This window comes from Nocardia sp. NPDC057455, assembly GCF_042802775.1.
Classification (GTDB): Bacteria; Actinomycetota; Actinomycetes; order Mycobacteriales; family Mycobacteriaceae; genus Nocardia.
The window spans coordinates 1-25164 of sequence record NZ_JBHVDM010000046.1 but is presented as its reverse complement, the minus strand read 5'-3'; the positions used below and the strand labels follow the sequence as shown (position 1 = coordinate 25164).

Genomic DNA, 25164 nt, shown 5'->3' with positions numbered 1-25164 from the left:
GGACTTGCTAGACCGTTGAACACCTGTTTAATATACTGAACATGTGTTTAACCAACAGCCCGTTCCGCAAGGATCCGCCGAGGATCTGACCACCGCGGCCCGCATTCGCGATACCGCGATAGAGGTGTTCGGCGAGCACGGATTCCAGGTAGGTGTCCGCAAGATCGCCGCCGCCGCCGGCGTCTCGCCCGGATTGGTCAACCATCACTTCGGTTCCAAAGACGGCCTGCGGGCCGCCTGCGACGACCGGGTCCTGCAGCTGATCCGCGACGAGAAGGTCAAGGCGATCACCGCGTCTTCGGTCAAGGCGGGGATGCTCGACGCCCTCTCCGAGATCGAGTCGTACGCGCCCCTGGTCGCCTACATGGTGCGCAGCCTGCAGTCGGGCGGACCGATGGCGGAATCACTGTTCGAGCACATGGCCGCCGATGCCGAGGGCTACCTCGAGAAGGCGGTCGAGGCGGGAACGATCAAGCCGAGCCGCGACCCCGCGGCACGCGCCCGGTACCTGATGATGCTCAACGTCGGCGCGACCATGCTGTACATGCAGATGCGCCAGCACCGCGACGAGAAGATCGACTATCGCAAGGCGATTCGCGAGCTCACCGAAGAACTCACCCCACCGGCCCTGGAGTTCTACACCCAAGGGCTGCTCACCGATTCCACGATCTTGGACACATTCACCAAGGAGAAGTGATGTCCGACATCATCGAAGTCCGCGGCCTCCGCAAGACTTTCGGTCACGTCACCGCACTCGACGGCCTCGACCTCACGGTCACCGAGGGCGAGATCCACGGCTTCCTCGGCCCGAACGGCGCGGGAAAGTCCACCACCATCCGGGTACTCCTCGGCATCCTACGCGCCACGGGCGGGCAAGCCAGGCTGTTCGGGCGCGACCCGTGGGCCGACGCAGTCGCCCTGCACCGCGAATTGGCTTACGTACCGGGCGATGTCACGCTGTGGCCGTCGCTGTCGGGCGGCGAGACCATCGACCTGCTCTCCCGGATGCGGGGCGGTCTGGACGAGAAACGACGCGACGAGCTGATCGAGCGCTTCGACCTCGATCCCCGCAAGAAGGCGCGCACCTACTCCAAGGGCAACCGCCAGAAGGTCGCGCTGGTCGCGGCACTGGCTTCCGGCGCGCGGCTGCTGCTGCTCGACGAGCCGACCTCGGGTCTGGACCCACTGATGGAGCAGGTCTTCCGGGAGTGCGTGCACGAGGCGCGAGAGCGCGGCGCGACCGTCCTGCTGTCCAGCCACATCCTGTCCGAGGTCGAAGTGCTCTGCGACCGGGTGACCATCATCCGGGCCGGTCGCACGGTGGAGAGCGGCTCGCTTTCGGACCTGCGCCACCTCTCGCGCACGTCGATCACCGCCGAATTGGCAGGCGACGTCGGAGATCTGAGCCGCATCACGGGTGTGGCGGACATCGAATTCGACGACCACACGCTGCGCTGCCAGGTCGACAACGAGCATCTCGGCGAGCTGATCCGAGTGCTCGGCGACGCGGGCGTGCGCAGCCTGACCAGCACGCCGCCGACGCTCGAGGAGCTGTTTTTGCGGCACTACCACGTCGACGGCCACGACGCCGCGTCCGCGGCCACCGGGGAGAAGGTGCGAGCATGACCACCGCCATCGCCGGCCGCGCCGCGGCGCCGGCATTCGGCGTATCCCGCGACTTCGCGGGCACCGGGCGATTGCTGCGGCTCTACCTGCGGCGCGACCGGATCGTGCTGCCGCTGTGGACCCTGCTCATCGGCCTGATGCCCGCGTTCCAGGTCGTCAGCATCAAAGATCTGTACGACAACCAAGCGTCCCTGGACAGCTTCGCCCGCACCACGGCCGACAGCCCCGCGCTGATCGCCATGTACGGTCCGGTGTTCAGCTCCGCGCTCGGTTCGATCGGCACCTGGAAAGCCGGCGCCATGTACACCATGATCGCCATCGCGACAGTGCTCACGGTGATCCGGCACACCCGGGTCGAGGAGGAGACCGGGCGCGCGGAACTGGTGGGCGCCACCAGTATCGGGCGTTTCGCAGGTCTCACCGCCACCCTGATCATGACCTACACCGGGGCGATACTCGCCGGGATCGTGTGCGTGGTGTCGTTGTATGCAGCCGACCTGCCCGCCGCGGGATCGGTGGCCTTCGGCGCCGCCCTCGCGGCGTCCGGCATCGTCTGGGCGGCGATCGCCGCGGTCGCCGCTCAGGTGAGCGCCGGTGCGCGGGTGGCGCGCGGCGTAGCCTTCGGCGCCCTCGGCGCGGCCTTCGCCCTGCGCGCGGTCGGCGACGCGGGAAACGGCGTGCTGTCCTGGCTCTCGCCGATCGGATGGTCGCTGCAGATCCGCCCGTACGCCGAGGAACGCTGGTGGGTGCTGCTGCCCTTCGCCGCCCTCGCGGTGGCGGGCACCGCGCTGGCGTACGCCTTGCTCGGTAACCGCGACGTCGGTTCGGGACTCATCGCCGAGCGCCCCGGCCCGTCGGCCGCGGCGCCCGTCCTGTCCGGCCCGTTCGGATTGGCCTGGCGGTTGCAGCGCGGCACCCTGCTGGCGTGGACGGTGGGCTTCGCCCTGTACGGCCTGCTGATCGGCGGCGCGGTCGACAGCGTCGGCGACATGCTCGACGGCAGCGCGTCCATCCGCGACATGGTCACCCGGATGGGCGGCTCCCAGCAGCTGCAGCAGTCGTTCATCACCTACGCGATCACGATGCTGGCCGCGGCCGCGTCCGCCTACTCGATCTCCTCCGCCCTGCGGCTGCACGACGAGGAGACCAGCGCCCGAGTCGAGGCCACTCTGTCCGGCTCGGTCGGCCGCGTCCGATATGCGCTGAGCCACATCGGCTTCGCACTGCTCGGGCCGGCCGCGGCCTTGCTGGTCTCCGGTGTGGCGATCGGCATCGTCTACGGCGCCACCAGCGGCGACCTCGGCACGAAACTCGGCCAGTCGATCGGCGCCGCCGCCGTGCAGGTGCCCGCGGTCTGGGTCGTCACGGGCATCTCGGTCGCCCTCTACGGTGTCGCACCACGGTTCGCCCCGGTCGCATGGGGTGTGCTCAGCGCCATGGTGGTGATCTTCTTCGTGGGTTCGCTGGACGGGCTGCCGCAATGGATGGTGGACCTGGTGCCGTTCGTCCACCCGCCGAAGGTGCCCGGCGCCGAATTCCAGGCCCTGCCGGTGCTGTGGCTGCTCGCGGCCGCGGCAGTCCTGCTCGGTGTCGGGATCGCGGCGTTCCGCCGACGCGACCTGCGCTGACGGTGTGCTCGGTGGCCCGCGCGAAACTTTCTGGCGCGGGCCACTTCCTTGCCGGGGCAGTTCGGCTCGCAACGCGGCGCGGTCGGCCGATACGGCTACCGGGACCGATTTGCCGTGCGGTGCGACCTCGCAAGGCGAACCTTCGCCAAGGACCATGCCGGGATTCACCCGCTTCTGGATCGCGACGAGTCAGGTCGACCCGGTGGCGTTTCTGAGCTGGTGGACATCTTGCAGCAGCTCGTGGACGCCTTCCGCGGCCTGTTCACCTGAACTGTTTCTCAGGAAGTTCAGATCTGTTTCAGCGCGTTCGAGTGCCGCTGCGCGTTCGGTCATGCTTCCGTGCTCTGCGATCGTACTGTTGTTCGTCACACGCCAGTCGACACCGGATCGCTCGAGCGCCGCTTGTAGCGACTCACTCGGTTCCTTGTGCAGAGCGACGTAATCGATGTCGTCGACGGTGACATCCCCGTGGATCTGCGCTTCCACGAAGCAGCGGGATCGGAATGGTTGTCCGGAATAGTCACGGTCGAGGCCGGACATCGCCGTGTGCTCGGTGGAAACGCCGTAGGACCATTCGAGCGGATCGGTCAGCGGAGACGGCACCGAATAGGACTTGTGAATCAGCGAATCACCGACGGTGAAAGTGCAACGCTCGCGCACCTCGGGCTTCAGGACGATCTGTTCGCGCCCCCATTCGTTCAGTGCGTCGGTCCCCGCCCACTCGTCATCGCCCAACCCGCTCGGACGCACTCCGTCGATCGCGACGTACCCATAGGTCGGCTCGCTGCCGAACCACTCGTGCTCGGCGAGGGCACGTTCGCCTCCCGGTGTCCGCCGCGAGGTGTACCGCCCCTCATCGAGCACTGAGATCAAGGAATCAGCGCGGATCCGGATGGCTACCGGCTTGTCGTGCAGCAACGTGCGCAACTCGTCTCGCATGTGCGCTCGCACCTCGTCGGTGCTGCGGCCCAGCTGTCTCGCCAGCCGTTCTATCCCTTTGTCGACGTGCACGTACTGTTCCACCAGGGACATGTTCTCCTGGTACAGGTCTTCGAGTTCGATCCGCGACGGCTCCCGGTCGCCGAACCGCCTCCGCATCATCGCGTCGACCACGTCACTTGCTCTGTCCAGCGTCTCCCGATCCGGCGGTGGGGCCATCAGAGGGGACCGAGGGGGATCGCGCCGCACCGCGTCCACACCCCGATGGCCGTCGGTGTAGGAGGCCATTGCCATGGTAGACGTATCGTTGTGCCCCGAGCGATCAGCGATCCGCGGAGCGGATGCGACATCACCGTGCTCGTGTTCCGCGGCCCCGGTCCGACTCACCTCGGCGAGTTTCCTCAGCGGATGTCCAGCACCGGGACCGGCTTTCCCGATCGCCGTGATCAGGCGATCGACCAGCTGATCGACAGCGGGAATCCTTCTCACACAACCGACCCCTTGTTGCCTCCGAACTCGAAGCTGCCAGCAGCTATCACCGAGAATGCCCGGTAGGAAATGTGCCTCATTCCCATGAGCGGGAATGCCGGCCGACCGTGTCGGCCGTAGCAGGCGCGGTGGCCGACCGGCCACCTGAGATCATCCGACCCCCAAGTCAGCTCTCGCTTGTTCAGCGATGTCGTTGATGCTGATGTCGTTCGTGTACTTCTCGATCGCCGCGAGCGCAACGGCCGCGACTCGGTGCCACTCGTCGTCGTCCGTGAGTGCGCCCGGTCGTTGGCCGAGGTGATTTTCGACGACCATCAAGGAGGAGTCGGCGGGCTCGAACATGAGTGCGCTGAGCTCGCGGTCGCGGCGGGCGAGGGTCGGGCCCATCTCGCTGCCCACGATCCGCACCGCGGCTTCGGCACGCATATGCGATTGCAGTGGTTGCTGAAGGTTGTTCAATTCCGAGGAGATGGTGGCATAGACGGGTGGGCGGGCTTCCAGCGCGGCATGGATCCGACCCAGTTGGGCGGCGAAGTCCATCGCAGACGCGACATAAGCGACATACGCTTCGTGGCGATCCTTGCGCACTGCCTGCGCAGCCGCCAAGCGCTCCTGTCGGTTCATCTCCGTGCTACTCACATGGGTGGATGCCCACGCTGATACCCCAGCTGAGATCACCGCCGCAGTGACCGCGGTGACCAGCGCATATCGCCCATTGCGTGTCGCGATTCGCAGACTGCGCCGAAGTTCCGCGAAGTCGAGCGAAGAGGCCGGCGCCGAAGGTTCGGCCGGACTGGCGGACTCTTGAAGCCTTTTCGGCGCAGAGGTCTCGTCATCCATGAACTCAAATTACGTCGCGAAAGCTCTTCGAATAGCCAGGCGCGCTGATCCTCGGTCCGGACGCGGCTGTAGCCGATGCGCACGACGCCGCGCCGATCGGATCGAGCGCGTCGCCGCCGAGTAGAGCGGTGCGGCGATATGCCGAACCGGCTGACGGCTGTGAGTGCGTCTGTTCTCGCCTCGGCGTCCACCGATTTCAGCGCGTCACTCGGTGTGCTCGATCCCGAGTTTCCCGGCCAACCGGGCGAGGTAGGCCCGCACGTCCTCCGCCGGGCGGTCGGGCAGCCCGAAAACCGCTTCCGTGACGCCGGCTTCGGCCCAGCGCGCCAGCTGCCCGGCGTCGTGCCGACCGGCGAGCGCGACGATCTCGGGGCGGTCGGCGCGCCCGTGCTCGCGCCAGACCCGGTGCAGCAGATCGGTTTTCTGGTCCAAGCCGTCCTCGGTCGGCGTCGTGATCCATCCGTCGGCGTACTTCGCCAGCCAGGTGAAATTCTTCTCGGTGCCCGCCGCGCCGAGCAGGACCGGAATGCGCTTCCGCACCGGCTTCGGCCAGGACCAGCTGGCGCCGAAGGTGACGAACTCGCCGTCGAAGCCTGCCTCCTCTTCGGTCCACAGCACGCGCATGGCCTCCAGATGCTCCCGCAGCACCGTCCTGCGCTTGCCCGCGGGCACACCGTGGTGGGCCAGCTCATCGGTGTTCCAGCCGAATCCGACGCCGAGGCTGACCCGGCCGCCGGACAGATGGTCCAGCGAGGCGATGGTCTTGGCCAGCGTGATCGGATGGTGCTCGGCGGGCAACGCCACCGCGGTGGACAACCCGATGCGCTCGGTCACGGACGCGGCGGTGCCGAGCGCGACCCACGGATCCAGGGTGCGCAGATAGCGGTCGTCGGGCAGGCTCGCATCTCCGGTGCGCGGGTGCGCCGCGGCCCGGACCACCGGGATGTGGGTGTGCTCGGGGACGTAGAACGTGTCGAAACCGGCACGCTCGGCGGCCACCGCCGCATCCGCGGGGGTGATACCCCGATCGCTGGTGAACAACACGATTCCGTACCGCACCGTACGCGCTCCCATCGCCGAAATTAGAACAAGTTCTACCACGATTCGCCGGTCGCATCCAGGGGTCTCCGGGACTGGCACGCCCGCCGCGACCCGCGCGGATGCCAAGAAGACGTCGGATGACTAGGTTCGCGTCCATGAGTCTCGACGCATCTTCCGCAGGCGATGTCACCACCGGTCGGGTGGATCACCTCGGCTGGCGTCGCGGGCTTCGCCTGCGGCGCGCTCGGCCCATACCCGTCGTCACCCAGGCCGTCGGCATGCTGGTGGCGGACCGGCAGGCGACCGCGGACACCATCGTCACCGCGCCGACGCCGTTGCAGCCGATCGATCTCACCGACGACGCCAGAGTGGCCGAAGTCCTCGATCTCGCGGTCCGGGTCGGCGAGGTCGTGCTCGCCTCCGGCACCGGCGTGGTGGACACCACCACGACGGTGCGGTTCATCGCCGCCACCTACGGGCTGTCCCGTTGCAGCATCGACGTCACCTACGACGCCATCCGCATCTGGGCCGACCGCGGGCCCGCGCGGCCGCCTGCCAGCACCATGCGGATCGTGCACTACCGCGCCCTGGACTTCACCCGGCTGGCCGCCGTGGACCGGCTGACCCGCCGGATCCGCAACGAAGTGGTCCCCCCGGACCAGGCCCGCGCCGCGCTCGACGCGATCACCTCGGCGCCGCACCCGTACCAGCGGTGGACCGCCACCGCCGCGTGGTCGCTGATGGCGGCGGCGATCGCCGCGCTGCTCGGTGCGGGCGCTCTCGTCGCCGCGGTCAGTTTCGCGACCACCGCGGCGATCGACCGCACCAATCGCGTCCTCAATCGCTATGGGCTGCCGTTCTTCTTCCAGCACATGGTGGGCGGCGCCATCGCGGCGATCCCGGCCATCGTGCTGGCGAGCCTGGCCGCGCGCTTGCGGATCGACGCCGATCCGACCCTGATCATCGCCGCCGGGATCACCGTGCTGCTCAGTGGATTGCAACTGGTCGGCTCGGTGCAGGACGCGATCACCGGCGCCCCCATCACCGCCACGGCCCGCATGCTCGAGGTGATGATGATGACCGGCGGCATCATCGCGGGCATCGCACTCACCCTGCGTATCGCCGACCTCCTCGACGCCACGGTGCCACCGGTCTATCTGAGCTCCGCGCGTGACATCACCGACCTGCCGGTGAAGATCCTGGCCGGTGCGGTGGCGGCCCTGGCGTTCGCGCTCGCCTGCTACGCCGAGCGCCGGGCCCTCGCCGCCGCGGCGGGCAGCGGCGCCGCGGGCATCATCTGCTTCCTGCTCGTCCAGCAAGCCGGATTCGGCCCGGTGATCTCCTCCGGCGCCGCCGCGACGCTGGTCGGCCTGGCCGGTGGCCTGATGGCCCGCCGATCGCTGACTCCCCCGCTGGTCGTCGCCGTCGCGGGTATCACCCCGCTGCTGCCCGGCCTGAAGGTCTACCGCGGGCTCTACGCCCTGCTCAACGACGAATTGCTGATCGGAGCCAACCAGCTGCTTTCGGCCTTCGGTATCGGCTGCGCGCTGGCGGCCGGTGTCACCCTCGGCGAGTGGTGCGACCGCACCGTACGCAGGCCGCGGATACTGCGCCGGTTCGGCTCGCTGCGCCGCCCGATCGTGCGGCGTCGCCGCCGCTCGGCGTCCGCGCACTGAGCCGCGAGGTGCATGCGCGCCGAACGGCCGCCCGGTAACCTCTTATCGAACTGGTCAGGGCGGCGCGATTCGATGGCGGCCCCGGTGTGAGGTGAGGTGGTTCGGGCATGCCGGAAACAGATCCGTTCTCGACGCAGATCCGTAGCGCCACCGCGCAGCAGCACGCGGAGGCGGAGAATTCCCGCTTCATGAGCGACATGCTGGGTGGATCCCTCGGCGTCGACTCGTATCACCGCTACACCGGCCAGCTCTGGTTCATCTACCGCGCGCTCGAACAGCGATGGGAGACGCTGGCCGACGATCCGGTCGCCGGACCGTTCATCCGCCCCGAGCTGGCCCGCACCGCGGAACTCGAACGCGATCTCGCGCATCTCCTCGGACCCGGCTGGAGTACCGGCCTGCAACCGCTGCCCGCCACCGCTGCCTACGCCGCGCGCATCGATGCGTGCGCGCGCGACTGGCCCGCCGGCTACATCGCCCACCACTACACCCGCTACCTCGGCGATCTGTCCGGCGGACAGGTCATCCGCGGCACCGCGGAAAAGTTGTGGAACCTCCCGCATCGTGGCGACGGCGTCCGCTTCTACGTCTTCGACGGCGTCGGCAACCCCGCGGCGTTCAAGCGGGAATACCGTGGCCTGCTCGATCGCCTGCCGCTCGACGATCTGGAGCGCCGCCGTGTGCTCGACGAGGGCAAGCGCGCCTTCGCGATGAACACCGCGGTCTTCGAGGAACTCGCCGAGGAATTCCCCGCCGCTCAGTAGCGGATCGGCCGTGGCGCATCGTGCTGCGTCGCGCGGCTTTTCGGCCGTGCTGCGCGAACGCCGGGGACGTGGGACAGTCATGGTATGAGAGCGCGCCGTCGCATCGCCGTGGTTCTTGCCGGTCTTGTCGGTGTCGGTCTGGTGGGGGGTTGCGGCACGACGTCCGACCCCGGCGCCGGGCCAGGCTCATCGACGGCGGCCCAGATCGTGCCCCTGATCTCGACGAACGACCTGCGTCCCGCGCAGCCCGACGAAGTGCACCTGTTCGGCATCAACGATCTGCACGGGAATCTGCAGCCACCGAGCGGGTCCAACGGGAGGATCGGCTCCTACGACGCGGGCGGAGCCGCGTATCTCGCGACCCATCTGACACGCCTGAAGGCCGCATATCCGTCCAGCGCCGTACTGGCCGCCGGAGACAACATCGGGGCCAGCCCGCTGGTCTCCAGCCTGTTCCACGACGAGCCGACGATCGGCTTCCTGAACCATGTGGGAGTGGCCGCCTCCGCGGTCGGCAACCACGAATTCGACGACGGCGTAAGAGAGTTGGCGCGCTTGCAGCAAGGCGGGTGCGCGTGGGACGGATGTTCTCCCGGCGCTCCGTTCACCGGCGCCAGGTTCCCCTACCTGGCCGCGAACGTCACCGACGCGCAGGGCAACCTGCCACCCGCACTGCGTCCGTGGACCTTGCTGGAGGTGGGTGGGCACCGCATCGGCGTCGTCGGCACCGTCACGCCCGACACCGCGAATATCGTTCTTCCCGAGGGTATCCGAGGATATCTGTTCGGCGACCAGGCCGTCGCGATCAACCGCTACGTGCCGGAGATGAAAGCGGCGGGCGCGGAGGCGATCGTGGCGCTGGTGCACGACGGCGGCGCCCAGCGGCCCGAGCGGGACGCACCACTGGACTACAACGGATGCGCGAACGTCACCCCGAACGTGGCCGGGCTGGCCGAGCGCGTCGACCCCGCGGTCCGGGCGGTGTTCACCGCCCACAGTCACCAGCCCTACGTGTGCACCATCGGGGGCAAGGTCATCACCCAGGCATCGTCCTACGGACGGCTCGTCACCGACGTCACGCTGCGTTTCGGCAGCGATGGCGTGCAAGCGGCGGCGGTCAACCGAGTGGTGACCCGCGAGGTGACACCCGATGCCCCGACGACCGCGCTGATCGATTTCTACACCGAGCAGTCCCGGCCTCGCGCGGGCCGCGTGGTCGGCGCTACCGCGAACGCCCTGCCGCACGACCCGGGCCCCGCGGGCACCTCACCGCTGGGCGACGTGATCGCCGATTCCATGCTGTCGGTCACCGCGGGCCCGGCCGCCGCCGTGGCCGCCTTCATGAACCCCGGTGGCGTGCGCGCCGATCTGAAGCAGGGACCGATCACCTACGGCGACCTGTTCACCGTGCAGCCGTTCGGCAACCAGGTCGTCACGCTCACGCTCACCGGCACCCAGATCCTGCGCCTGCTGGAACAGCAGTGGAACAACCCCGGCAAACCGACGATCCTGTCCCTCGCGGGCATCGGGTACGCCTACTCCGATACCGCGCCCAAGGGCTCGAAGGTGATCGCGGACAGCGTCCGCATCGCAGGTCAGCCACTCGACCCGGTCGCCACCTATCGCGTCACGACCAATAACTTCCTCGCTTCGGGCGGTGACGGATTCACCGTTTTCGCCGAGGGCGCCGATACCGCGGTGGGCCCGACCGACCTGGATGCCTTCGAGACGTTCCTGCGCGACAAGCCGCCGCTGCAGTCGCCGCCCGCACGGGTCGAGAAGAAGTAGTCGCGTCGGACGCCACAAGGTTGCTGGACACTCGACCAGAACGTGAGTAACTGGAAATCTTTGTAACACATACCGTTTGACCTGCACATACGGTGACCAGCCCCACAGGCCGCACGGGCCATGATCGCTTGCCGGGGCCACACGCGGTCCATTACTCTTCAGTAATAAGTCAGGACGAAGGTGTTCCTACTTTCGGCCCGACGTCTGTCGCTGGGGGCCGAATCAACGCTGTCCGCATCCATTGCCGCATGCCGGATGACTTGTGCGACAACATGGTTCGAGTAAGCAGCAGGAGAGTGCGATGGCCACTTACATCGTGACGGGCGGAACCGGATTCTTGGGCAGGCGGGTCGTGCAGGACCTGCTGGATCGCGACGCCGACGCGATCGTCCACGTGCTGGTGCGCGAGACGTCGCTGGCGAAATTCACCGACATCGCGGCGGGCTGGCGCGGCGCCGAACGGGTCTTCGCGCTGATCGGTGATCTCACCGCCGAGGGCCTGGGATTGGCGTGCGAGGCGCCGCGGGCCGACCACGTGGTCCACCTGGGCGCCGTCTACGACATGACGGCCGACGAGGACACCGCGCACGCGGCGAACGTGCTCGGCACTCGCTCGGTGCTGGCCCTGGCCCGCGAGCTGGGCGCGGTGCTGCACCACGTCTCCTCCGTGGCGGTGGCGGGCGACCACAAAGGCAAGTTCTTCGAAGAGGACTTCGACCTGGGGCAGCGGCTGACCTCGCCGTATCACCGCACCAAGTTCGCCGCCGAGAAGCTCGTCCGCGAGTCGCGCGACGTGCGCTGGCGGGTCTACCGCCCCGCGATCATCGTGGGCGATTCCCGCACCGGCGAGATGGACAAGATCGACGGCCCCTACTACTTCTTCGGCGCGATCGCGCGGCTGGCCACGCTGCCGTCCGACCTGCCGTTGCCGCTCCCCGATCTCGGCGCCACGAACATCGTTCCGGTGGATTACGTCTCGGCCGCCATGGCGGAGCTGATCCGCCGCCCCGGCCTGGACGGACGCACCTTCCACCTGGTCAATCCGGAACCGCAGCCGTTCGGCGATGTGTATCGCGCGCTCGCCGCCGCGGCAGGCGCCCCGACCGGCGTCGGCACGGTGCCGGGCAGCGGGATGGCGCTCAGTGGCCTCGCGCACATCCCCGGCGTCACCGCCGTGCGCGATTTCCTGCTCGACCAAGTGGGCATCCCGGCCGAAGTCGCTCCGCACACCTCGTTCTCCGCGGAGTTCATCAGCGACTCCACCCGCGCCCAACTGCGCGGTTGCGGCCTGACCGTACCGTCGTTCGACAGCTACGCCGCGCGGCTGTGGCAGTACTGGCGCGACCACCTCGATCCACAGCGCGGACGCGTGTCCATCACCGGCGACCCGCTCGCCGGACGGGTCGTGCTGATCACCGGCGCGTCCTCCGGTATCGGGCTGGCCACCGCGCACGCCGTCGCCCGCCGCGGCGCCACGGTCCTGATGGTCGCTCGCGGGCACGACGACCTGGCGGCCGCCGCCGACGCCGTGCGCGCCGAAGGCGGTGTCGCGCACACCTATCCGTGCGACATCACCGACTCCGAAGCGGTCGAGAAGCTGGTGCAGTGCGTCCTCGACGACCACGGCCACGTCGACTACCTGGTGAACAACGCGGGCCGTTCGATCCGCCGCTCGGTGCTCAACTCGACCGACCGGATGCACGATTTCGAGCGCACCATGGCGGTGAACTACTTCGGCGCCGTGCGGCTGATCCTCGGACTGCTGCCGTCGATGCGGGCGCGCCGCTTCGGGCACGTGGTCAACATCTCCTCGATCGCGGTGCAGACCAAGGTGCCCCGGTTCGCCGCTTACGTGGCGAGCAAGTCGGCGCTGGACAACTTCAGTGAGATCGCGGCGGTGGAGAACCGGGATGCCGGAATCACGTTCACCTCGGTACGGATGCCGTTGGTGCGGACTCCGATGATCGCGCCGACCGACCTGTACCGCGCGCTTCCGGTGCCGGATCCGGACCAGGCGGCCGCGATCGTGGTGCGCGCGCTCGAGGACCGTCCGCATCGGATCGACACGCCGGTCGGCACCTTCGCCCAAGCGGTCGAATTGCTGATGCCGTCGGTGAAGCGTCAGATCATGCACCAGGGCTACCGCCTGTTCGGGGAGTCTCGCGCCGCGCGGGGCGACGCGGACCGCCGTCCGGCCGATCCATCGCCCGCCGCCGAGCCTGCGCCTAGCGGCGGCGCGCTCTCCGTGCTGGCCCCGGTGATCATGCCGCTCATGGCACTGCCCACCCCTGCGGCGCGCGTCGCGCGTGTCGTCCCGGGCTTGCAGTGGTAGCTACGCACAGCTGAGTGGGGCCGACCTCGGTCGGCCCCACTCCCGCGGTTTCCCGGTCCGCGCTGTCACATCCGGTACACCGCGAACTCCACGGCGGGCCACATGGCCCACCGGTAGTCCGTGTGCGCGGCCGGACGGATGCCGCCCTCGCATACCGGATCACCGCTCGCGCAGTAGTTTCCGGTCCGCCAGGCGTATTGCTCCGGCACAGACCAGCCGATCAGCCGGATCGGGTCGCCGAACAACAGCACCGCGGCTACCCGGGATTCCAGATCGGCGGGCAGTGTGCGGATGCCACCGAGCGCGGTCACGATGCCGGTGCCGAGCACCCCGTGCGTCACGACGGCTCCCTGCGAGAAGCCGACCAGGACGAACCGCTGGTCCGGGCACCGCGCCGCTTGCCACATCACATGGGCGGTCATGTCCTGGGTGCCGCGGCCGATCGAGGACGGGTCGAGCAGATCGGCGGGGTAGTCCACCCGATATGCCTGCGAATCGACCGGAAGTGCTTGCCACAGTGCGTCATACAGCGGGTCGCCCACCACCGCCCCCAGATACCCGGGTTCGTGGGTACCTCGGGCGACGACCACGTCGACCGCAGCACAGGACGTCGCCCATGCGTGCAATCCCGTCGCCGCCCCGAACCCCGCGACGAGCAGTAGCACCGCGAATGCCTCTACTACCCGCCACTTTTCGAAGACTATTACCTTCCGGTTGGCCATCGTACTCACCTACTCACGCCGTTGTGAGACAGCCGGGCGACACTTGTCAGTGACAATTACTCGGCTATATCCGCGAAGGTAGGAACAGCTCCGGAGGCCGTCAAGGAACTCCACTCGACCGATACGGAGTCAGCGCCGAATCGTGTTCTCCGTAGTCGCTACGGCACGAGAACCGCTGCGCCCGTGAATCGTCCATGCGCGAGATCGGTCAGCGCCCGATCGGCCATGTCCAGGGAGTACCCGTGCGTGGTCAGCTGTATCCGGTGGTCACCGGCGAAAGCCAGGAACTCCCGAGCATCCGCGCGGGTATTCGCGGTGACCGACCGAATCTCGCGCTCCTGGAACAGATGCCGCTCATAGTTGAGCGCGGGAATGTCGCTGAGGTGGATACCGGCGATGGCGAGGATTCCGCCGCGATCGAGCGCCGCGAGCGCCGGCGGCACCAAGTCCCCGACCGGCGCGAACAGGATCGCCGAATCCAGCAGCACCGGAGGCGGATCCGCCGCGCCCTGCACCGACGCGGCGCCGAGCGCGGTCGCGAGCTCCCGCGCCGCCGGATCGCGGGTCATCACGTGCACCTGGGCTCCCCGGGCGGCGGCCACCTGGGCGGCGATGTGGGCACTGCCGCCGAAGCCGTAGATTCCCAGCCGCCCGCCCGGCGGCACGGCGGCCCGCAGCAGCGCCCGGTATCCGATGATGCCCGCGCACAACAGTGGGGCGGAGTCGGCGTCGGAGTAGCCGGCGGGCAGGCGCAGCGCGTACGCCGCGGGCACACAGGCGAATTCCGCGTAGCCACCGTCGGCGTCCCAGCCGGTGTAGGCCGAATGCGGGCAGAGGTTCTCGGCGCCGCGCAGGCAGAACTTGCACTCCCCGCACGTGTGCCGCAGCCAGGCGATGCCCACCCGGTCCGCCACCGCGAAGCCCTCCCCCTCCGCGCCCTGCCCGATCGCGACGACCTCGCCGACGACCTCGTGTCCCGGTACCACCCCGGCGCGGTGCACCGGAAGATCGCCTTCGGCTACGTGCAGGTCGGTCCGGCATACGCCACAGGCCAGCACACGCACCATCAGTTCGCCGGGACCTGGTTCCGGGACCGATGCTCGCTCCGGGTGCAGCGGGCCGCCATCGATCGGGCCCGGTCTGTGTACCCGCCAGCACCGCATCGAAGTCGTGCCGGGGCGGACCTGGTTCATCGTCGGATCACCTCGCACCGATCGGATCGACACCGACCGGGCATCCCCGGCCGAGCCGAATGCGCCGGAATTACCTTACTCGGCGGATTCGCCCACACCGCCGACCGACGTCTGATACGTTTCTGTATCGAGTACATTTCTGTATCCGATGCCCGGTGGAGGCCGAACCGAGGAGGTGTCCGATGGCGTCCGAGGCCACGCAGGCCGCACCCGCCCGGGTCACCCGCCGCCGCGCCGAAACCAGGAACCGGCTGCTGACCGCCGCCTACGATGCGTTCGCCGAGGAGGGTTTCGGGCGCGCCACCGTGGAGCGGGTGTGCGAGCGCGCCGGATTCACCCGCGGGGCGTTCTACTCGAACTTCAGCTCGCTGGACGAGCTGTTCCTGGCCATGTGGGAGCAGCGCTCGACGGCGATGCTCACCCAGGCGAGCGCCATTCTCGACGAGATCGCCGCCGACGGCGCCGACGACGTACGCGCCGCCGTCCGGCGACTGGAACGGGCGGTGCCGGTCGACGAGGGCTGGTACCGGATCACCGCCGAATTCACCGCGCACGCCCTGCGCACCCCCGCGCTGCGGCGGGTGATGGCCGCCCGCGAGGAAGCCATCGTCGCGGCCCTGATGCCCACCATCGTCGCGGCGCTCGCCCGCGGCGGCCGCACCGTGCCGGACCCGGAGGCGTTCGGCCAAGCGCTCATCGCCGTCCACGACGGAACCAGCGTGCAGGTCTTGATGGAACCGGGCAGCCGTGCCGTGCGCGAGCGCCGCACCGAACTCTTCCACCACGTCGTGCTGGCCTACAGCACCGCAACCGAAGGATGAACATGTCCCACAGCAGTCCCGCGGTTTCGCCGGAGGCGGACGTTCTCGTCGTAGGCGCCGGGCTGGCCGGCCTGGTCGCCACGCACGAACTGGTCAAGGCGGGCCGCACGGTGCACGTGCTCGACCAGGAGAATCGCAACAATCTCGGTGGTCAGGCGTTCTGGTCGCTGGGTGGGCTCTTCTTCGTCGACAGCCCGGAGCAACGGCGCCTCGGCATCAAGGATTCCTACGATCTGGCCTTGCAGGACTGGCTCGGCTCGGCCGGGTTCGACCGCGACGACGAGGACAAGTGGGCCCGGCAGTGGGCACAGGCGTATGTGCGGTTCGCGGCCACCGAGAAGCGGGAGTACCTGCGCGACCTCGGCTTGCGGGTGACGCCGCTGGTCGGCTGGGCCGAGCGCGGTGGCGACCGCGCCGACGGACACGGCAACTCGGTGCCGCGCTTCCATCTCACCTGGGGCACCGGTCCCGAGGTGGTCCGGGTCTTCGCCGAGCCGGTCCTCGAAGGCGAGCGGCGCGGACTGGTTCGATTCGGCTTCCGCCATCGGGTGGACGAGTTGATCGTGGAGGACGACGCGGTGGTCGGCGTACGCGGCGCGCTGCTCGAGGACACCGATCTGGACCGGGGACGCGCCTCGTCGCGGACCGAAGTGGGCGAATTCGAGTTGCGCGCCAAGGCCGTGATCGTGACCTCCGGCGGCATCGGCCACAACCACGAGCTGATCCGGCGCAACTGGCCCACCGAGCGGCTGGGTCCGTGCCCGGAGACCATGATCTCCGGCGTGCCCGCGCACGTCGACGGCCGGATGCTCGCGATCACCGAGTCCGCGGGCGGCGCCATCGTCAACCGGGATCGCATGTGGCACTACACCGAAGGCATCGTCAACTGGAACCCGATCTGGCCCGATCACGCGATCCGGATCATCCCCGGGCCGTCCTCGATGTGGTTCGACGCGAACGGAAAGCGGCTGCCCGCACCGTGTTTCCCCGGATTCGACACCAACTCGACGATGAAGGAGATTCTGAAGACCGGTCACGACTATTCCTGGTTCGTGCTCACCCAGTCGATCATCGAGAAGGAGTTCGCGCTGTCGGGCTCCGAGCAGAATCCGGACATCACCGGCAAAGATCTCAAGCTCACACTGAAAAGCCGCGTCGCCAAGGGTGCGCCGGGGCCGGTCGAGGCGTTCAAGCAGCACGGTGTCGATTTCGTCGTGGCCGACACGCTGCGTGAACTGGTCGAGGGCATGAACAAGATCGCTCGCGGCCCCCGGCTGGATTACGACGACCTGGAACGCCAGATCGTCGCGCGGGACCGGCAACTGGCGAACAAGTACAGCAAGGACAGCCAGCTGATGGCGATCGACAACGCGCGCCGGTACTTGGGCGACAAGGCGGGCCGGGTCGCCAAACCCCACCGGATCCTCGATCCGGCCGCGGGCCCGCTGATCGCCGTGCGGCTCAACATCCTCACCCGGAAAACTTTGGGTGGCTTGCAGACCGACCTGAATTCTCAGGTGATCCGGCCGGACGGCACGACGTTCCCAGGTCTGTACGCGGCGGGTGAGGTCGCCGGATTCGGCGGTGGCGGCGTGCACGGGTACAACGCGCTGGAGGGCACCTTCCTCGGCGGGTGCATCTTCTCCGGCCGGGCCGCGGGGCGTGCGCTGGCGGCGGAACTCGCCTGATCGCTACCGCCCGCAGCGGGAGGCGACCGTGGTCGGCCCGGTCGAGGTGGCGAGGACCGGCGCCGACGTGAACGACGGCGCGCCGGAATAGAGCCGGGTCCGCGTCGCGTACCGCCCCGGCTCCACCATGACATCGGTGATCTCGGCCTCGTTGCCGTAGACGTCCGTCACGCGCGCGGTGAACGGGCCCGGCCCGGCGCCGGAGAGGGTCCAATAGTTGTCGGCCCGTCGGATCAGCGGTCGCCACGGACCGCCCGCGGCGGGCCGGACAGCCGCCGCACGCAACGGATTTCCGGAGCCGCCGAACAGGACGCCGAACCAGGACGCGGACGAATCCGGCTGAACCTCGTAGGTCAGCTCCTGCGCCGGTTGCGGGTCGCGGACCAGGCGATAGCCGACCCGCGCCACTCCGTCGGCGGGATCGGCGATCCGCGCGAACGCCGCCGCACTCAGCTCCAGTTGTCCGGGAGCGCATGCCGGACAGCGGTCGACCACCAGTGCCCGGACCGACCCGCGGGGACTCGCGATGTCCAGAAACGCCCCGCAGAGGTCGGCGTGCCCGAAGTCGGGGGTGGACAGCCCGGCATAGAAGCCGTCCGGCGGCAGCTCGCGGAAGGAACACGACACCTGCTTGCCGAACACGAAGTAGCGCGCCTCCACGGAGGTCTCCGGCCCGATCGGCGCGAAAGTCATGGCGGTCACCGGATATCCGAACGGCGAGGACGCCTCGTGCGGTGGATCCGCCGCGACGCAGGCGGGCGCCGACGGCCGCACCAGCCAGACGCCCACCGCGACGGTGGCCAGCACGCCTGCCGCAAACCAAAGCCACTCGGAACGAAATGGCCGCTCTTGTATCGGTACCCGGTGCATCGCTTCCCCGACTCCGGCTCACCTGCTCGCGGACTGTCCATCCTGACCTCACCAGGAAAGCAGCCCCACCGCTCGGGCGCAGCGCGAACGAAAATTCTTCACTGTGAAAGACGCGCAATTCAGCAAGCACACCGCTAATTTCGCCTTTCCACCCGGCAACGGCACCGGCCGATCGGAAATGATCCGGTGCGGCTCGAGCGAAACCACCGTGCTCGCGGTGACGTCAGCGCCTGCGCGCGTGCCGGGGGAAAAGGTTTCGTCCCGCCTCCTGGGCCACCTCGGCCAGCGCGCGGGCCAGCCGCGCGGCGTCCGGCGCCCCTGGTTCGGAACCGGTCCGGCCCGACAGCGAGACCGCGGCCACCGCGGCGCCGCGCCCGCGAATCGGCACGGCCACGCACGCGAGACCGGGTACGCACTCCTCGTTGTCGACAGCGACGCCCTGGCGATTACGGATACGACCGAGTTCCCGATGCAGTTCGGTGCTGTCGGTGAGAGTGCGCGGGGTCAGTTGCGGCAAGCGATCCCGGAAGGAGGCCTCCACGATGGTCGGGTCCAACGTGGCCAACAGCGCCTTGCCCAGGGCCGTGCTGTGCGCGGGCATCCGGCCGCCGAGCCGGGTGGGCACACTCGCGGCGAACCGGCCGCCCACCTTGTCCAGATACAACACGTCGCGCCCGTCCAGAACGCCGAGGTGCCCGACCATTCCGGTCTGCTGACACAGATCGTGCAGCAGCGGACTCACCGCGTCACGAATCTCGTTGTGTTCCGCGGCAAGTCCGCCCAGCTCCAAGTTGCGCAAACCGAGCCGGTACCCGCCGGGCGCGTGCGCCAGCCAGCGCAGCCGGATCAACTGGTCGAGGATGCGGTGCACGGTGGAACGCGGCAGCCCGGTGCGCTCGGCCAGTTCGACCAGGGTGAGCGCAGGCGTCGCGCCGTCGAAAGCCTCCAGTATCAGCGTCATCCGCTCGATCATCGACACCGGGGGCTGACCCGGCCGTGCTGCCTGTCCAGACCCGGTCCATAACTCCCCCGGCTCGGGATCGGTCATCACCTCGACCGTCATTGCCAACCTCCACGCGCACTCGCGTAGAGCTTAGAGGCCGCTAGGCGGACCCGTGCGCGGAATCCGCGAGGGTGAACAGCCACTCGCGGGTGTACCGCTCGGCCAGCAGCGGCAGGTAGTTCACGACTGTGGCGTGGTCGGCGAAACGGTCGTAGGACGAGTGCAGATGATCCTCGATCGCGGCTTCGCTGGCGACGCCGTCGAATTCGTCCTCCAAGCGCTGCGCGGCAGCTTTCAAGGCGAGTCCCTGGTCGAGGGGGGTTTGCTGGTTCGGGTCGTGGGTAGCAGGAGTGTCGGTCATCGCAAGATTCCCCTGGTCGTGACGAGATCGGTACCTGAGGCGCTGTCGCGGTCACACGGCAACACCTGTCCTACGGGTACCCGGTCGAGCTGGTTCGACACCCTCTCATCACCGATTCCGCGACCGCGAACGGTCCCGGCCCTCACCTCCCGAGTGGCGCCATCCGTCGCTGTCAGACGCCGATCTCCGACAAAGTAGAACGCGTTCTTGTCTGTGACGGCCGCACGTGCCAGGCTCGACGGATGGATCTCGACGCCATCGAAGCCGTCCGCCAGCTGAAGTACCGCTACTTCCGGAGCCTCGACCTCAAAGACTGGGACGAGTTCGCCGACACCCTCACCGTCGACGCGCAAGGACGCTACGGCACGCACGCCATGGGCGAACCGCTGCACCTGGACGGCCGCGACGCCATCACCGCGTTCATGCGGGAGAATCTCGGCCCCTCGATCGTCTCGGTACACATCGCCAACCACCCGGAGATCAGCGTCGACGGCGCGGCGGCCACGGGATCCTGGGCGTTCGAGGACACCGTCATCGCCACCGAATACAGGGTGCTGATCCGAGGGGCCGGTTACTACACCGACACCTACCGTCGCGACGACGACGGCACATGGCGCATCGCCTCCACCGGCTATCGCCGCATCTACGAATCCATGCAGTCGCTGGCGGACACGCCCAGCTTCCAATTGCTGTCCAATATGTGGGCAGCGGAGAAGTGACCACCGGGCACGGAAATCGGTCCACTATCAGCCCGGTGGCGCTGGACGGACCGGCATGGTCCGGCGGATGCTGCGAGCATGCCCTCCCTTGCGCCTGACGAGTTCACTCCCGAAACCACCTACCTGAACACCGCGTCCTTCGGTCTGCCCTCCGCCCGGGCACTGGCCGCGGTGCGCGACGCGAGTGCGAGCTGGGCGTCCGGCCGCGGTGCACCGACCTCCGAGGTGGATCGACTGGCACCCGACCTGCGCGCGGGGTTCGCCCGGCTGCTCGACGGCGCGACCGCCGACGACATCGCGCTCGGCAGCGGTGTCGCCGGTCTCATCGGCCCCGTCGCCACCGCATTGCCCCCCGGCGCGGAGGTCCTGCTGCCGGAAGGTGAGTTCTCCTCCGTCTCAATGCCTTTCGTGTACCGGGACGACCTCGTCGTGCGCTTCGTGCCCTTGCGAGAACTGGCCGCGCACGTGCGACCGGAGACCGCGCTGGTGGCCGTCAGCGTGGTCCAGTCCGCGGACGGCCGCGTCACCGATCTGGCCGAGCTGCGCGCGGTCACCCGGGCCAACGGCACGCGCCTGCTGGTGGACGCCACCCAGGCCGCGGGCTGGCTGCCCTTGCGCTTCACCGACGCCGACTACTGGGTCTGCGCCACCTTCAAATGGTTGATCGGCGCACGCAGCGTCGCGTTCCTCGCCACACCGCCCGACCTCGTCCCGCACCTGCGTCCGGTCGGTTCGAGCTGGTACGCCGCCGAGGACCGCTGGGCCGAGCTCTACCGCCCGGTCGCGCTACCCGCGACGGCACGGCGGTTCGACACGACACCCGACTGGCTCGGCGTTCTCGCCGCGCAGGCCGGACTGTCGCTGATCGAGGAACTCACCGTCGACAAGATCGGCGCGCACGACCTCGCACTCGCCGACCGCTTCCGCGACGGCCTGCGTGAACTGGGCTTCGAGCCCGTCGACGCGGACTCGCCGATCGTCTCCGTGCCCGGCGCGGGGGATTTGGCGCCCAGGCTCGCGGAGGCCGAGGTGATTGCCTCGGCGCGCGGCGGCGGGCTGCGGTTCGCCTTCCACCTCTACAACAGCGCCGACGACGTCGAGCGGGCACTGTCCGCACTGCGCGCAGGATAGCCCCGCAGCGGCCCCTGCCCGCACGGCTGGGCAGCGGCGGACCGAAGAAGCGGCGCGAGTGAGGCCGATCGTCGGCCGGGGCCCGAGCCCGAACCGGTCACCGATGTGACAGCCGGTCGGCGAGGCGGTGGGTCACGCGGCCATCTGCCGCGAGACTCGCCGAGGCTCAGCACTGCTCGTCGTGGACCGCGCCCGGCGATCCGTACGCTCGATGACCGATGGTGTTCGACCCAGGCGCAAGGGGAATGATGGATGCGCGGTGGTTCGCGGCGGCGGGAGTGACCGGCTATGCCGGTGGATCGCTCCTGGAAGTGGCTTATCTATGGTCCGGAGCCTTGGCCGGCCTGGCCGGGATAAGTGCTGTTCGTGGCGGGACTGGTGTGGACGTGCGTGATGGGAGTTCGTGAGCAGCGCCGGAGGCGGCCGGAAGCCGAGCAGCCGCGGGAACTGGCCGCTCGAAGTCGTGAGCTGCGCGAACGATATGAGCGGATACGCGAGCATCGTGACGGCCGGTGACGCGATTCAGGACACCGCCCCACGCCGGTTGCGCCGTCCGGACATCTGCTGGAGCAAGGAGATCGATCAGTGACCAAGACGCTGTGCGGGAGCGGTGATCAGCGGTAGATCCAGTGCCGTGAGGATTCCGGCGGAGGCGGCGACCACGGCGGGGACGGCGTTGACGATCCGCAGGCCCGTTGCCAGAACGGTCGCGTAGTTATGATCCCCGTTGCGGCTCGAGGTCACCAGGTCCAGCGCGTAATCGGGCTCGCCCGTGATCTCGACCCGGTAGGAGCCCGCGGGGTGCGCCGGCTGTGGCCAGTCCGGGCACAGGTCGGGGCGCAGCCGGGTCACGTGCTCGAGCACCGTGACCGGCACGTCCCCGACCATGCCCCGGACTTCGAAACGCAATGCCGCTGCGGTTCCTTCGGCGATGTGCCCGGTCGCGATGTCGAACGACTCCGGCGCCGGGATGCGCTCATAGGACTGCGTGACGGCGTCGAGGGTGACTCCGATCCCGGCCGCGAGCTGACGGACCGTACCGCCCCAGGCGAGCGACAGCACCCCGGGCTGCAACAGCATGGGGATCTCGTCGACGGGCTTGCCGAAGCCCATGATGTCGAACATGACCGCCCGGTTGTCATAGCTGGCGTAATCCACGATCTCCAGGCAGCGCACCTGGTCGACGCGCAGGCAGGTCCCCGCGAGCGCGAGCGGCAGCAGATCGTTGGCGAAACCCGGGTCGATGCCATTCACCCACAGCGACGAATTCCCCTTCGCCGCCGCCTCCTGCACCGGTTTCAGCAGCTCGTCGGGTAGTACGCCATAGGGGTACTGGAAGAACACCGGTGCACAAGCGACGACATTGATCCCGGCGGCCAGGATGCGCTGGAGGTCCTGCACGGCTTCGAACAGCCGGTTGTCGGTCATCGAGCAGTAGACGACGCAATCCGGCCGGGACGCGAGCAAGGCGTCCGCGTCGGTTGTGGCGGTGACGCCGACGGGATGCTCGAGGCCCGCGAGCGTCCCGGCGTCGGTGCCGCTCTTGGCGGAACCGGACACCCATACGCCGGTCAGTTCCAGTTCGGGATGGGCGATGACGCCGGCCAGGGCATGTCTGCCCACATTGCCGGTGCCCCATTGCACTACGCGATATGTCATGTCACAGATCCGGGATCGGGAGGTCGAGGTTCGGGATGATCAAGCCGCCGTCGGGCTCGAGGATCTTGCCGGTGAGGTACTTGCCCGCGGGCGACACCAGGTAGAGCGCGGCCGCGGCGATGTCTTCGGGTTCGCCGATGCGGTGCAGCGGCGTCTTCGTTTCCAACTCGGTGCGCATGGCGTCGTTTCCCGCGACGATCTCCAGTGCGGAGGTCAGGATCGAGCCCGGCGCGATGGCGTTCACCCGGATACGTGGATTCAGGTCGAGGGCCGCGAGCTTGGTGTAGTGGGCGAGTGCGGCCTTGGCCGTGCCGTACGCCGCGAACGCTCGCCCGGGCAGCCTCCCCATCGTAGAGGTGATGTTCAGGATGGAACCGCCACCGGCGGTTTCGAGGATGCGTGGCACCGCGGCCCGGATCAGGGCGTGCGCGTTGGTGACATTGAACTCGAACGCGTCCGTCAGCGCCTGCGGCGTCGTGTCCAGCAGCGGGCACGGCAGCGCCCCGCCCACGTTGTTGACCACGATGTCCAGTCGCCCGAAGCGTTCGACCGCCGATGCGGCGAGAGCCGCCGTGACCTCGGCGTCGCTCAGGTCCGCGGGCACCACGTGGGCCTGCCGCCCGGCGGCGGCGACGCGCTCGGCAACCTCCTCGAGCTGGCTTTCGGTCCGTGCGGCGATGACCACGTCCGCGCCCGCCTCCGCGAACGCGACCGCTATCGCCGCACCAAGTCCGCGGCCCGCGCCGGTGACTATGGCGACCTGATCGTCGATTCGGAACCGATCCAGGATCATTCGCGCTCCCTACGCTGGTGACGAATATTCGACATACCGTGATCTAATATTCGACATCGTAAGTCGCTCACCCGAGCGGGACAAGGGGTACCGCCATGCCGGACCGATCCGCGTCACCACCGACGCGTCGCGTCGTCGACATCGTCTCGCTGCTGGCGTCCTCCGGGGAGCCGATCAGCGTCGCGGGCATCGCCGAGCGCCTCGGCATCGCACGCGCGACCGCGACAGCGATCCTGGCCGAACTGGACGCGGCCGGCTGGGTGGCCCGTGACCCGGCTCGTGGCTTCGGCATCGGGCCCGCACTGGCCGGTCTGCGCGGGGCTGCCCTCCCGCACGGCGTCGGCGGCCTGCTCGCCGACCTGGCGGCCCGCACCGGGTACGGCGCCACGTTCAGCCGCATCGAACCCGATCGGCTGACGGTGCTCGACGTCCGGCACGGCGTCGATCGCGTCGTTCCCGGAATCCCGGTGGGACATCGCATTCCGCTCCAATTCCCGGCCGGTGCCGGCGTGATGCCGTGGCGGCCCGCCGATGAGCAGAACACCTGGCTGCGCACCGCCACCGAGGCGGATCAGCGGATGGCCGGTGCGTTACTGGCACTCGTACGCGACCGGGGGGTGGCCGTCTTCCGGCCGCGCGCCGACGACGCGGGGATGGTCGATCTGCTCGCCGATCTGCTCGGCGCGGTGGGATCCGAACTGCTGCAACCTCATCTGCGCGCTCGCGCGCTTCGCCAGCTCGCCGCGCTCACCTCGCGGCCCTTCACCAGGGCCGAGCTGGATTCGGAGGAAGTTTTGCCGCTGAGTTACCTCGCGGCGCCGGTTTTCGACGCGAGCGGCGCCGCGGCCTACGAAGTACAACTGGGACCGTTGCGGGCCGCGACGACACGAGCGGAACGCGAGGAATTCGTGCACGCGACGCGAAGCGCGGCAACCGCATTGACGGCCGCGCTCGCCGCCGACCGGCAGGGCAGGTAATTCGCGATAAAACGACGAAAGGCCCTCGACTGTTGTCGAGGGCCTTTCGTGAAGGATGTTCCGGCGGTGTCCTACTCTCCCACACCCTGTCGAGTGCAGTACCA

The 25164-nt window shown here is 68.7% G+C and carries 22 protein-coding genes; 12 read left to right on the top strand and 10 right to left on the bottom strand.

From position 1 onward, the window contains the following. Positions 1 to 43: 43 nt before the first annotated feature. From ACFU5M_RS19905 to ACFU5M_RS19895, 3 genes are read left to right on the top strand one after another with little or no spacing between them, the layout of a single operon-like run. Positions 44 to 697, top strand: a complete 654-nt coding sequence (locus ACFU5M_RS19905; protein WP_379051155.1) for a TetR family transcriptional regulator — start codon at positions 44 to 46, stop codon at positions 695 to 697. Further along, positions 697 to 1626, top strand: coding sequence for an ATP-binding cassette domain-containing protein (locus ACFU5M_RS19900; protein ID WP_379051152.1), 930 nt, complete (start codon positions 697 to 699; stop codon positions 1624 to 1626). Before ACFU5M_RS19905 ends, ACFU5M_RS19900 begins: the two co-directional genes overlap by 1 nt. Beyond that, positions 1623 to 3254, top strand: a complete 1632-nt coding sequence (locus ACFU5M_RS19895; RefSeq protein ID WP_379051150.1) for an ABC transporter permease — start codon at positions 1623 to 1625, stop codon at positions 3252 to 3254. Before ACFU5M_RS19900 ends, ACFU5M_RS19895 begins: the two co-directional genes overlap by 4 nt. A gap of 189 nt (positions 3255 to 3443) precedes the next feature. Here ACFU5M_RS19895 and ACFU5M_RS19890 read toward each other — a convergent pair whose 3' ends face one another. From ACFU5M_RS19890 to ACFU5M_RS19880, 3 genes are all read right to left on the bottom strand, one after another. After that, entirely contained in the window at positions 3444 to 4487 is a 1044-nt protein-coding gene (locus ACFU5M_RS19890) for a hypothetical protein (protein WP_379051148.1), read from the bottom strand. A gap of 345 nt (positions 4488 to 4832) precedes the next feature. Beyond that, positions 4833 to 5522, bottom strand: coding sequence for a hypothetical protein (locus ACFU5M_RS19885; RefSeq protein WP_379051146.1), 690 nt, complete (start codon positions 5520 to 5522; stop codon positions 4833 to 4835). Positions 5523 to 5726: 204 nt separating this feature from the next. Beyond that, positions 5727 to 6581: an LLM class F420-dependent oxidoreductase gene (locus ACFU5M_RS19880; protein WP_379051215.1), complete on the bottom strand. Its 855-nt coding sequence runs from the start codon at positions 6579 to 6581 to the stop codon at positions 5727 to 5729. Between the two features lie 260 nt (positions 6582 to 6841). On the opposite strand from ACFU5M_RS19880, the gene ACFU5M_RS19875 reads away from it, so the two are divergent. From ACFU5M_RS19875 to ACFU5M_RS19860, 4 genes are all read left to right on the top strand, one after another. Beyond that, the gene (locus ACFU5M_RS19875) at positions 6842 to 8239 is read left to right on the top strand and encodes a threonine/serine exporter ThrE family protein (protein ID WP_379051212.1); all 1398 of its coding nucleotides are present in this window, start codon (positions 6842 to 6844) and stop codon (positions 8237 to 8239) included. Positions 8240 to 8346: 107 nt separating this feature from the next. Beyond that, complete coding sequence (locus tag ACFU5M_RS19870) at positions 8347 to 9003, top strand: heme oxygenase (biliverdin-producing) (protein ID WP_379051144.1); 657 nt, start codon at positions 8347 to 8349, stop codon at positions 9001 to 9003. 84 nt (positions 9004 to 9087) lie between these two features. Next, complete coding sequence (locus tag ACFU5M_RS19865) at positions 9088 to 10791, top strand: bifunctional metallophosphatase/5'-nucleotidase (protein ID WP_379051142.1); 1704 nt, start codon at positions 9088 to 9090, stop codon at positions 10789 to 10791. A gap of 301 nt (positions 10792 to 11092) precedes the next feature. Then, positions 11093 to 13123, top strand: coding sequence for an SDR family oxidoreductase (locus tag ACFU5M_RS19860; protein WP_379051139.1), 2031 nt, complete (start codon positions 11093 to 11095; stop codon positions 13121 to 13123). Between the two features lie 65 nt (positions 13124 to 13188). On the opposite strand, the gene ACFU5M_RS19855 is transcribed toward ACFU5M_RS19860, so the two are convergent. Next, positions 13189 to 13845 (bottom strand): cutinase family protein, encoded by a 657-nt coding sequence (locus ACFU5M_RS19855; RefSeq protein ID WP_379051137.1) that lies wholly within the window; start codon positions 13843 to 13845, stop codon positions 13189 to 13191. 158 nt (positions 13846 to 14003) lie between these two features. Beyond that, positions 14004 to 15008: a zinc-binding alcohol dehydrogenase family protein gene (locus tag ACFU5M_RS19850; RefSeq protein WP_379051210.1), complete on the bottom strand. Its 1005-nt coding sequence runs from the start codon at positions 15006 to 15008 to the stop codon at positions 14004 to 14006. Between the two features lie 212 nt (positions 15009 to 15220). On the opposite strand from ACFU5M_RS19850, the gene ACFU5M_RS19845 reads away from it, so the two are divergent. Together ACFU5M_RS19845 and ACFU5M_RS19840 are read left to right on the top strand one after the other, a co-directional pair. After that, entirely contained in the window at positions 15221 to 15859 is a 639-nt protein-coding gene (locus ACFU5M_RS19845) for a TetR/AcrR family transcriptional regulator (RefSeq protein WP_379051135.1), read from the top strand. 2 nt (positions 15860 to 15861) lie between these two features. Next, a complete protein-coding gene (locus tag ACFU5M_RS19840; protein WP_379051132.1) occupies positions 15862 to 17547 on the top strand; it encodes an FAD-binding dehydrogenase in 1686 nt (561 codons plus the stop codon). Positions 17548 to 17550: 3 nt separating this feature from the next. Here ACFU5M_RS19840 and ACFU5M_RS19835 read toward each other — a convergent pair whose 3' ends face one another. The 3 genes from ACFU5M_RS19835 to ACFU5M_RS19825 all read right to left on the bottom strand — a co-directional run bounded on the left by ACFU5M_RS19835 (position 17551) and on the right by ACFU5M_RS19825 (position 19781). Beyond that, the gene (locus ACFU5M_RS19835) at positions 17551 to 18354 is read right to left on the bottom strand and encodes an expansin EXLX1 family cellulose-binding protein (RefSeq protein ID WP_379051130.1); all 804 of its coding nucleotides are present in this window, start codon (positions 18352 to 18354) and stop codon (positions 17551 to 17553) included. 286 nt (positions 18355 to 18640) lie between these two features. Beyond that, positions 18641 to 19480, bottom strand: coding sequence for an IclR family transcriptional regulator (locus tag ACFU5M_RS19830; protein WP_379051128.1), 840 nt, complete (start codon positions 19478 to 19480; stop codon positions 18641 to 18643). A 40-nt stretch (positions 19481 to 19520) separates the two neighbouring features. Beyond that, positions 19521 to 19781, bottom strand: a complete 261-nt coding sequence (locus ACFU5M_RS19825; protein ID WP_379051127.1) for a three-helix bundle dimerization domain-containing protein — start codon at positions 19779 to 19781, stop codon at positions 19521 to 19523. Between the two features lie 242 nt (positions 19782 to 20023). Here ACFU5M_RS19825 and ACFU5M_RS19820 point away from each other — a divergent pair, with 242 nt between their 5' ends. After that, entirely contained in the window at positions 20024 to 20500 is a 477-nt protein-coding gene (locus ACFU5M_RS19820; protein ID WP_379051124.1) for a nuclear transport factor 2 family protein, read from the top strand. A gap of 78 nt (positions 20501 to 20578) precedes the next feature. Next, a complete protein-coding gene (locus ACFU5M_RS19815) occupies positions 20579 to 21631 on the top strand; it encodes an aminotransferase class V-fold PLP-dependent enzyme (RefSeq protein WP_379051122.1) in 1053 nt (350 codons plus the stop codon). A 582-nt stretch (positions 21632 to 22213) separates the two neighbouring features. Here the strand turns inward: ACFU5M_RS19815 and ACFU5M_RS19810 are convergent. Together ACFU5M_RS19810 and ACFU5M_RS19805 are read right to left on the bottom strand one after the other, a co-directional pair. After that, positions 22214 to 23290, bottom strand: coding sequence for a diacylglycerol kinase (locus tag ACFU5M_RS19810; protein ID WP_379051120.1), 1077 nt, complete (start codon positions 23288 to 23290; stop codon positions 22214 to 22216). A gap of 1 nt (position 23291) precedes the next feature. Then, complete coding sequence (locus ACFU5M_RS19805; protein ID WP_379051118.1) at positions 23292 to 24083, bottom strand: SDR family oxidoreductase; 792 nt, start codon at positions 24081 to 24083, stop codon at positions 23292 to 23294. 95 nt (positions 24084 to 24178) lie between these two features. Here ACFU5M_RS19805 and ACFU5M_RS19800 point away from each other — a divergent pair, with 95 nt between their 5' ends. Next, positions 24179 to 25060, top strand: a complete 882-nt coding sequence (locus tag ACFU5M_RS19800) for a helix-turn-helix domain-containing protein (protein WP_379051116.1) — start codon at positions 24179 to 24181, stop codon at positions 25058 to 25060. Positions 25061 to 25164: the final 104 nt, after the last annotated feature.

Excerpts from the sequence above, each read along its gene's own strand:
- ACFU5M_RS19900 (WP_379051152.1), top strand. The coding sequence starts at position 697 with ATGTCCGACATCATCGAAGTCCGCGGCCTCCGCAAGACTTTCGGTCAC.
- ACFU5M_RS19895 (WP_379051150.1), top strand. The coding sequence starts at position 1,623 with ATGACCACCGCCATCGCCGGCCGCGCCGCGGCGCCGGCATTCGGCGTA.
- ACFU5M_RS19890 (WP_379051148.1), bottom strand. The coding sequence starts at position 4,487 with ATGGCAATGGCCTCCTACACCGACGGCCATCGGGGTGTGGACGCGGTG.
- ACFU5M_RS19885 (WP_379051146.1), bottom strand. The coding sequence starts at position 5,522 with ATGGATGACGAGACCTCTGCGCCGAAAAGGCTTCAAGAGTCCGCCAGT.
- ACFU5M_RS19875 (WP_379051212.1), top strand. The coding sequence starts at position 6,842 with ATGCTGGTGGCGGACCGGCAGGCGACCGCGGACACCATCGTCACCGCG.
- ACFU5M_RS19870 (WP_379051144.1), top strand. The coding sequence starts at position 8,347 with ATGCCGGAAACAGATCCGTTCTCGACGCAGATCCGTAGCGCCACCGCG.
- ACFU5M_RS19865 (WP_379051142.1), top strand. The coding sequence starts at position 9,088 with ATGAGAGCGCGCCGTCGCATCGCCGTGGTTCTTGCCGGTCTTGTCGGT.
- ACFU5M_RS19860 (WP_379051139.1), top strand. The coding sequence starts at position 11,093 with ATGGCCACTTACATCGTGACGGGCGGAACCGGATTCTTGGGCAGGCGG.
- ACFU5M_RS19855 (WP_379051137.1), bottom strand. The coding sequence starts at position 13,845 with ATGGCCAACCGGAAGGTAATAGTCTTCGAAAAGTGGCGGGTAGTAGAG.
- ACFU5M_RS19850 (WP_379051210.1), bottom strand. The coding sequence starts at position 15,008 with ATGCGGTGCTGGCGGGTACACAGACCGGGCCCGATCGATGGCGGCCCG.
- ACFU5M_RS19845 (WP_379051135.1), top strand. The coding sequence starts at position 15,221 with ATGGCGTCCGAGGCCACGCAGGCCGCACCCGCCCGGGTCACCCGCCGC.
- ACFU5M_RS19840 (WP_379051132.1), top strand. The coding sequence starts at position 15,862 with ATGTCCCACAGCAGTCCCGCGGTTTCGCCGGAGGCGGACGTTCTCGTC.
- ACFU5M_RS19830 (WP_379051128.1), bottom strand. The coding sequence starts at position 19,480 with ATGACGGTCGAGGTGATGACCGATCCCGAGCCGGGGGAGTTATGGACC.
- ACFU5M_RS19825 (WP_379051127.1), bottom strand. The coding sequence starts at position 19,781 with ATGACCGACACTCCTGCTACCCACGACCCGAACCAGCAAACCCCCCTC.
- ACFU5M_RS19820 (WP_379051124.1), top strand. The coding sequence starts at position 20,024 with ATGGATCTCGACGCCATCGAAGCCGTCCGCCAGCTGAAGTACCGCTAC.
- ACFU5M_RS19815 (WP_379051122.1), top strand. The coding sequence starts at position 20,579 with ATGCCCTCCCTTGCGCCTGACGAGTTCACTCCCGAAACCACCTACCTG.
- ACFU5M_RS19810 (WP_379051120.1), bottom strand. The coding sequence starts at position 23,290 with ATGACATATCGCGTAGTGCAATGGGGCACCGGCAATGTGGGCAGACAT.
- ACFU5M_RS19805 (WP_379051118.1), bottom strand. The coding sequence starts at position 24,083 with ATGATCCTGGATCGGTTCCGAATCGACGATCAGGTCGCCATAGTCACC.
- ACFU5M_RS19800 (WP_379051116.1), top strand. The coding sequence starts at position 24,179 with ATGCCGGACCGATCCGCGTCACCACCGACGCGTCGCGTCGTCGACATC.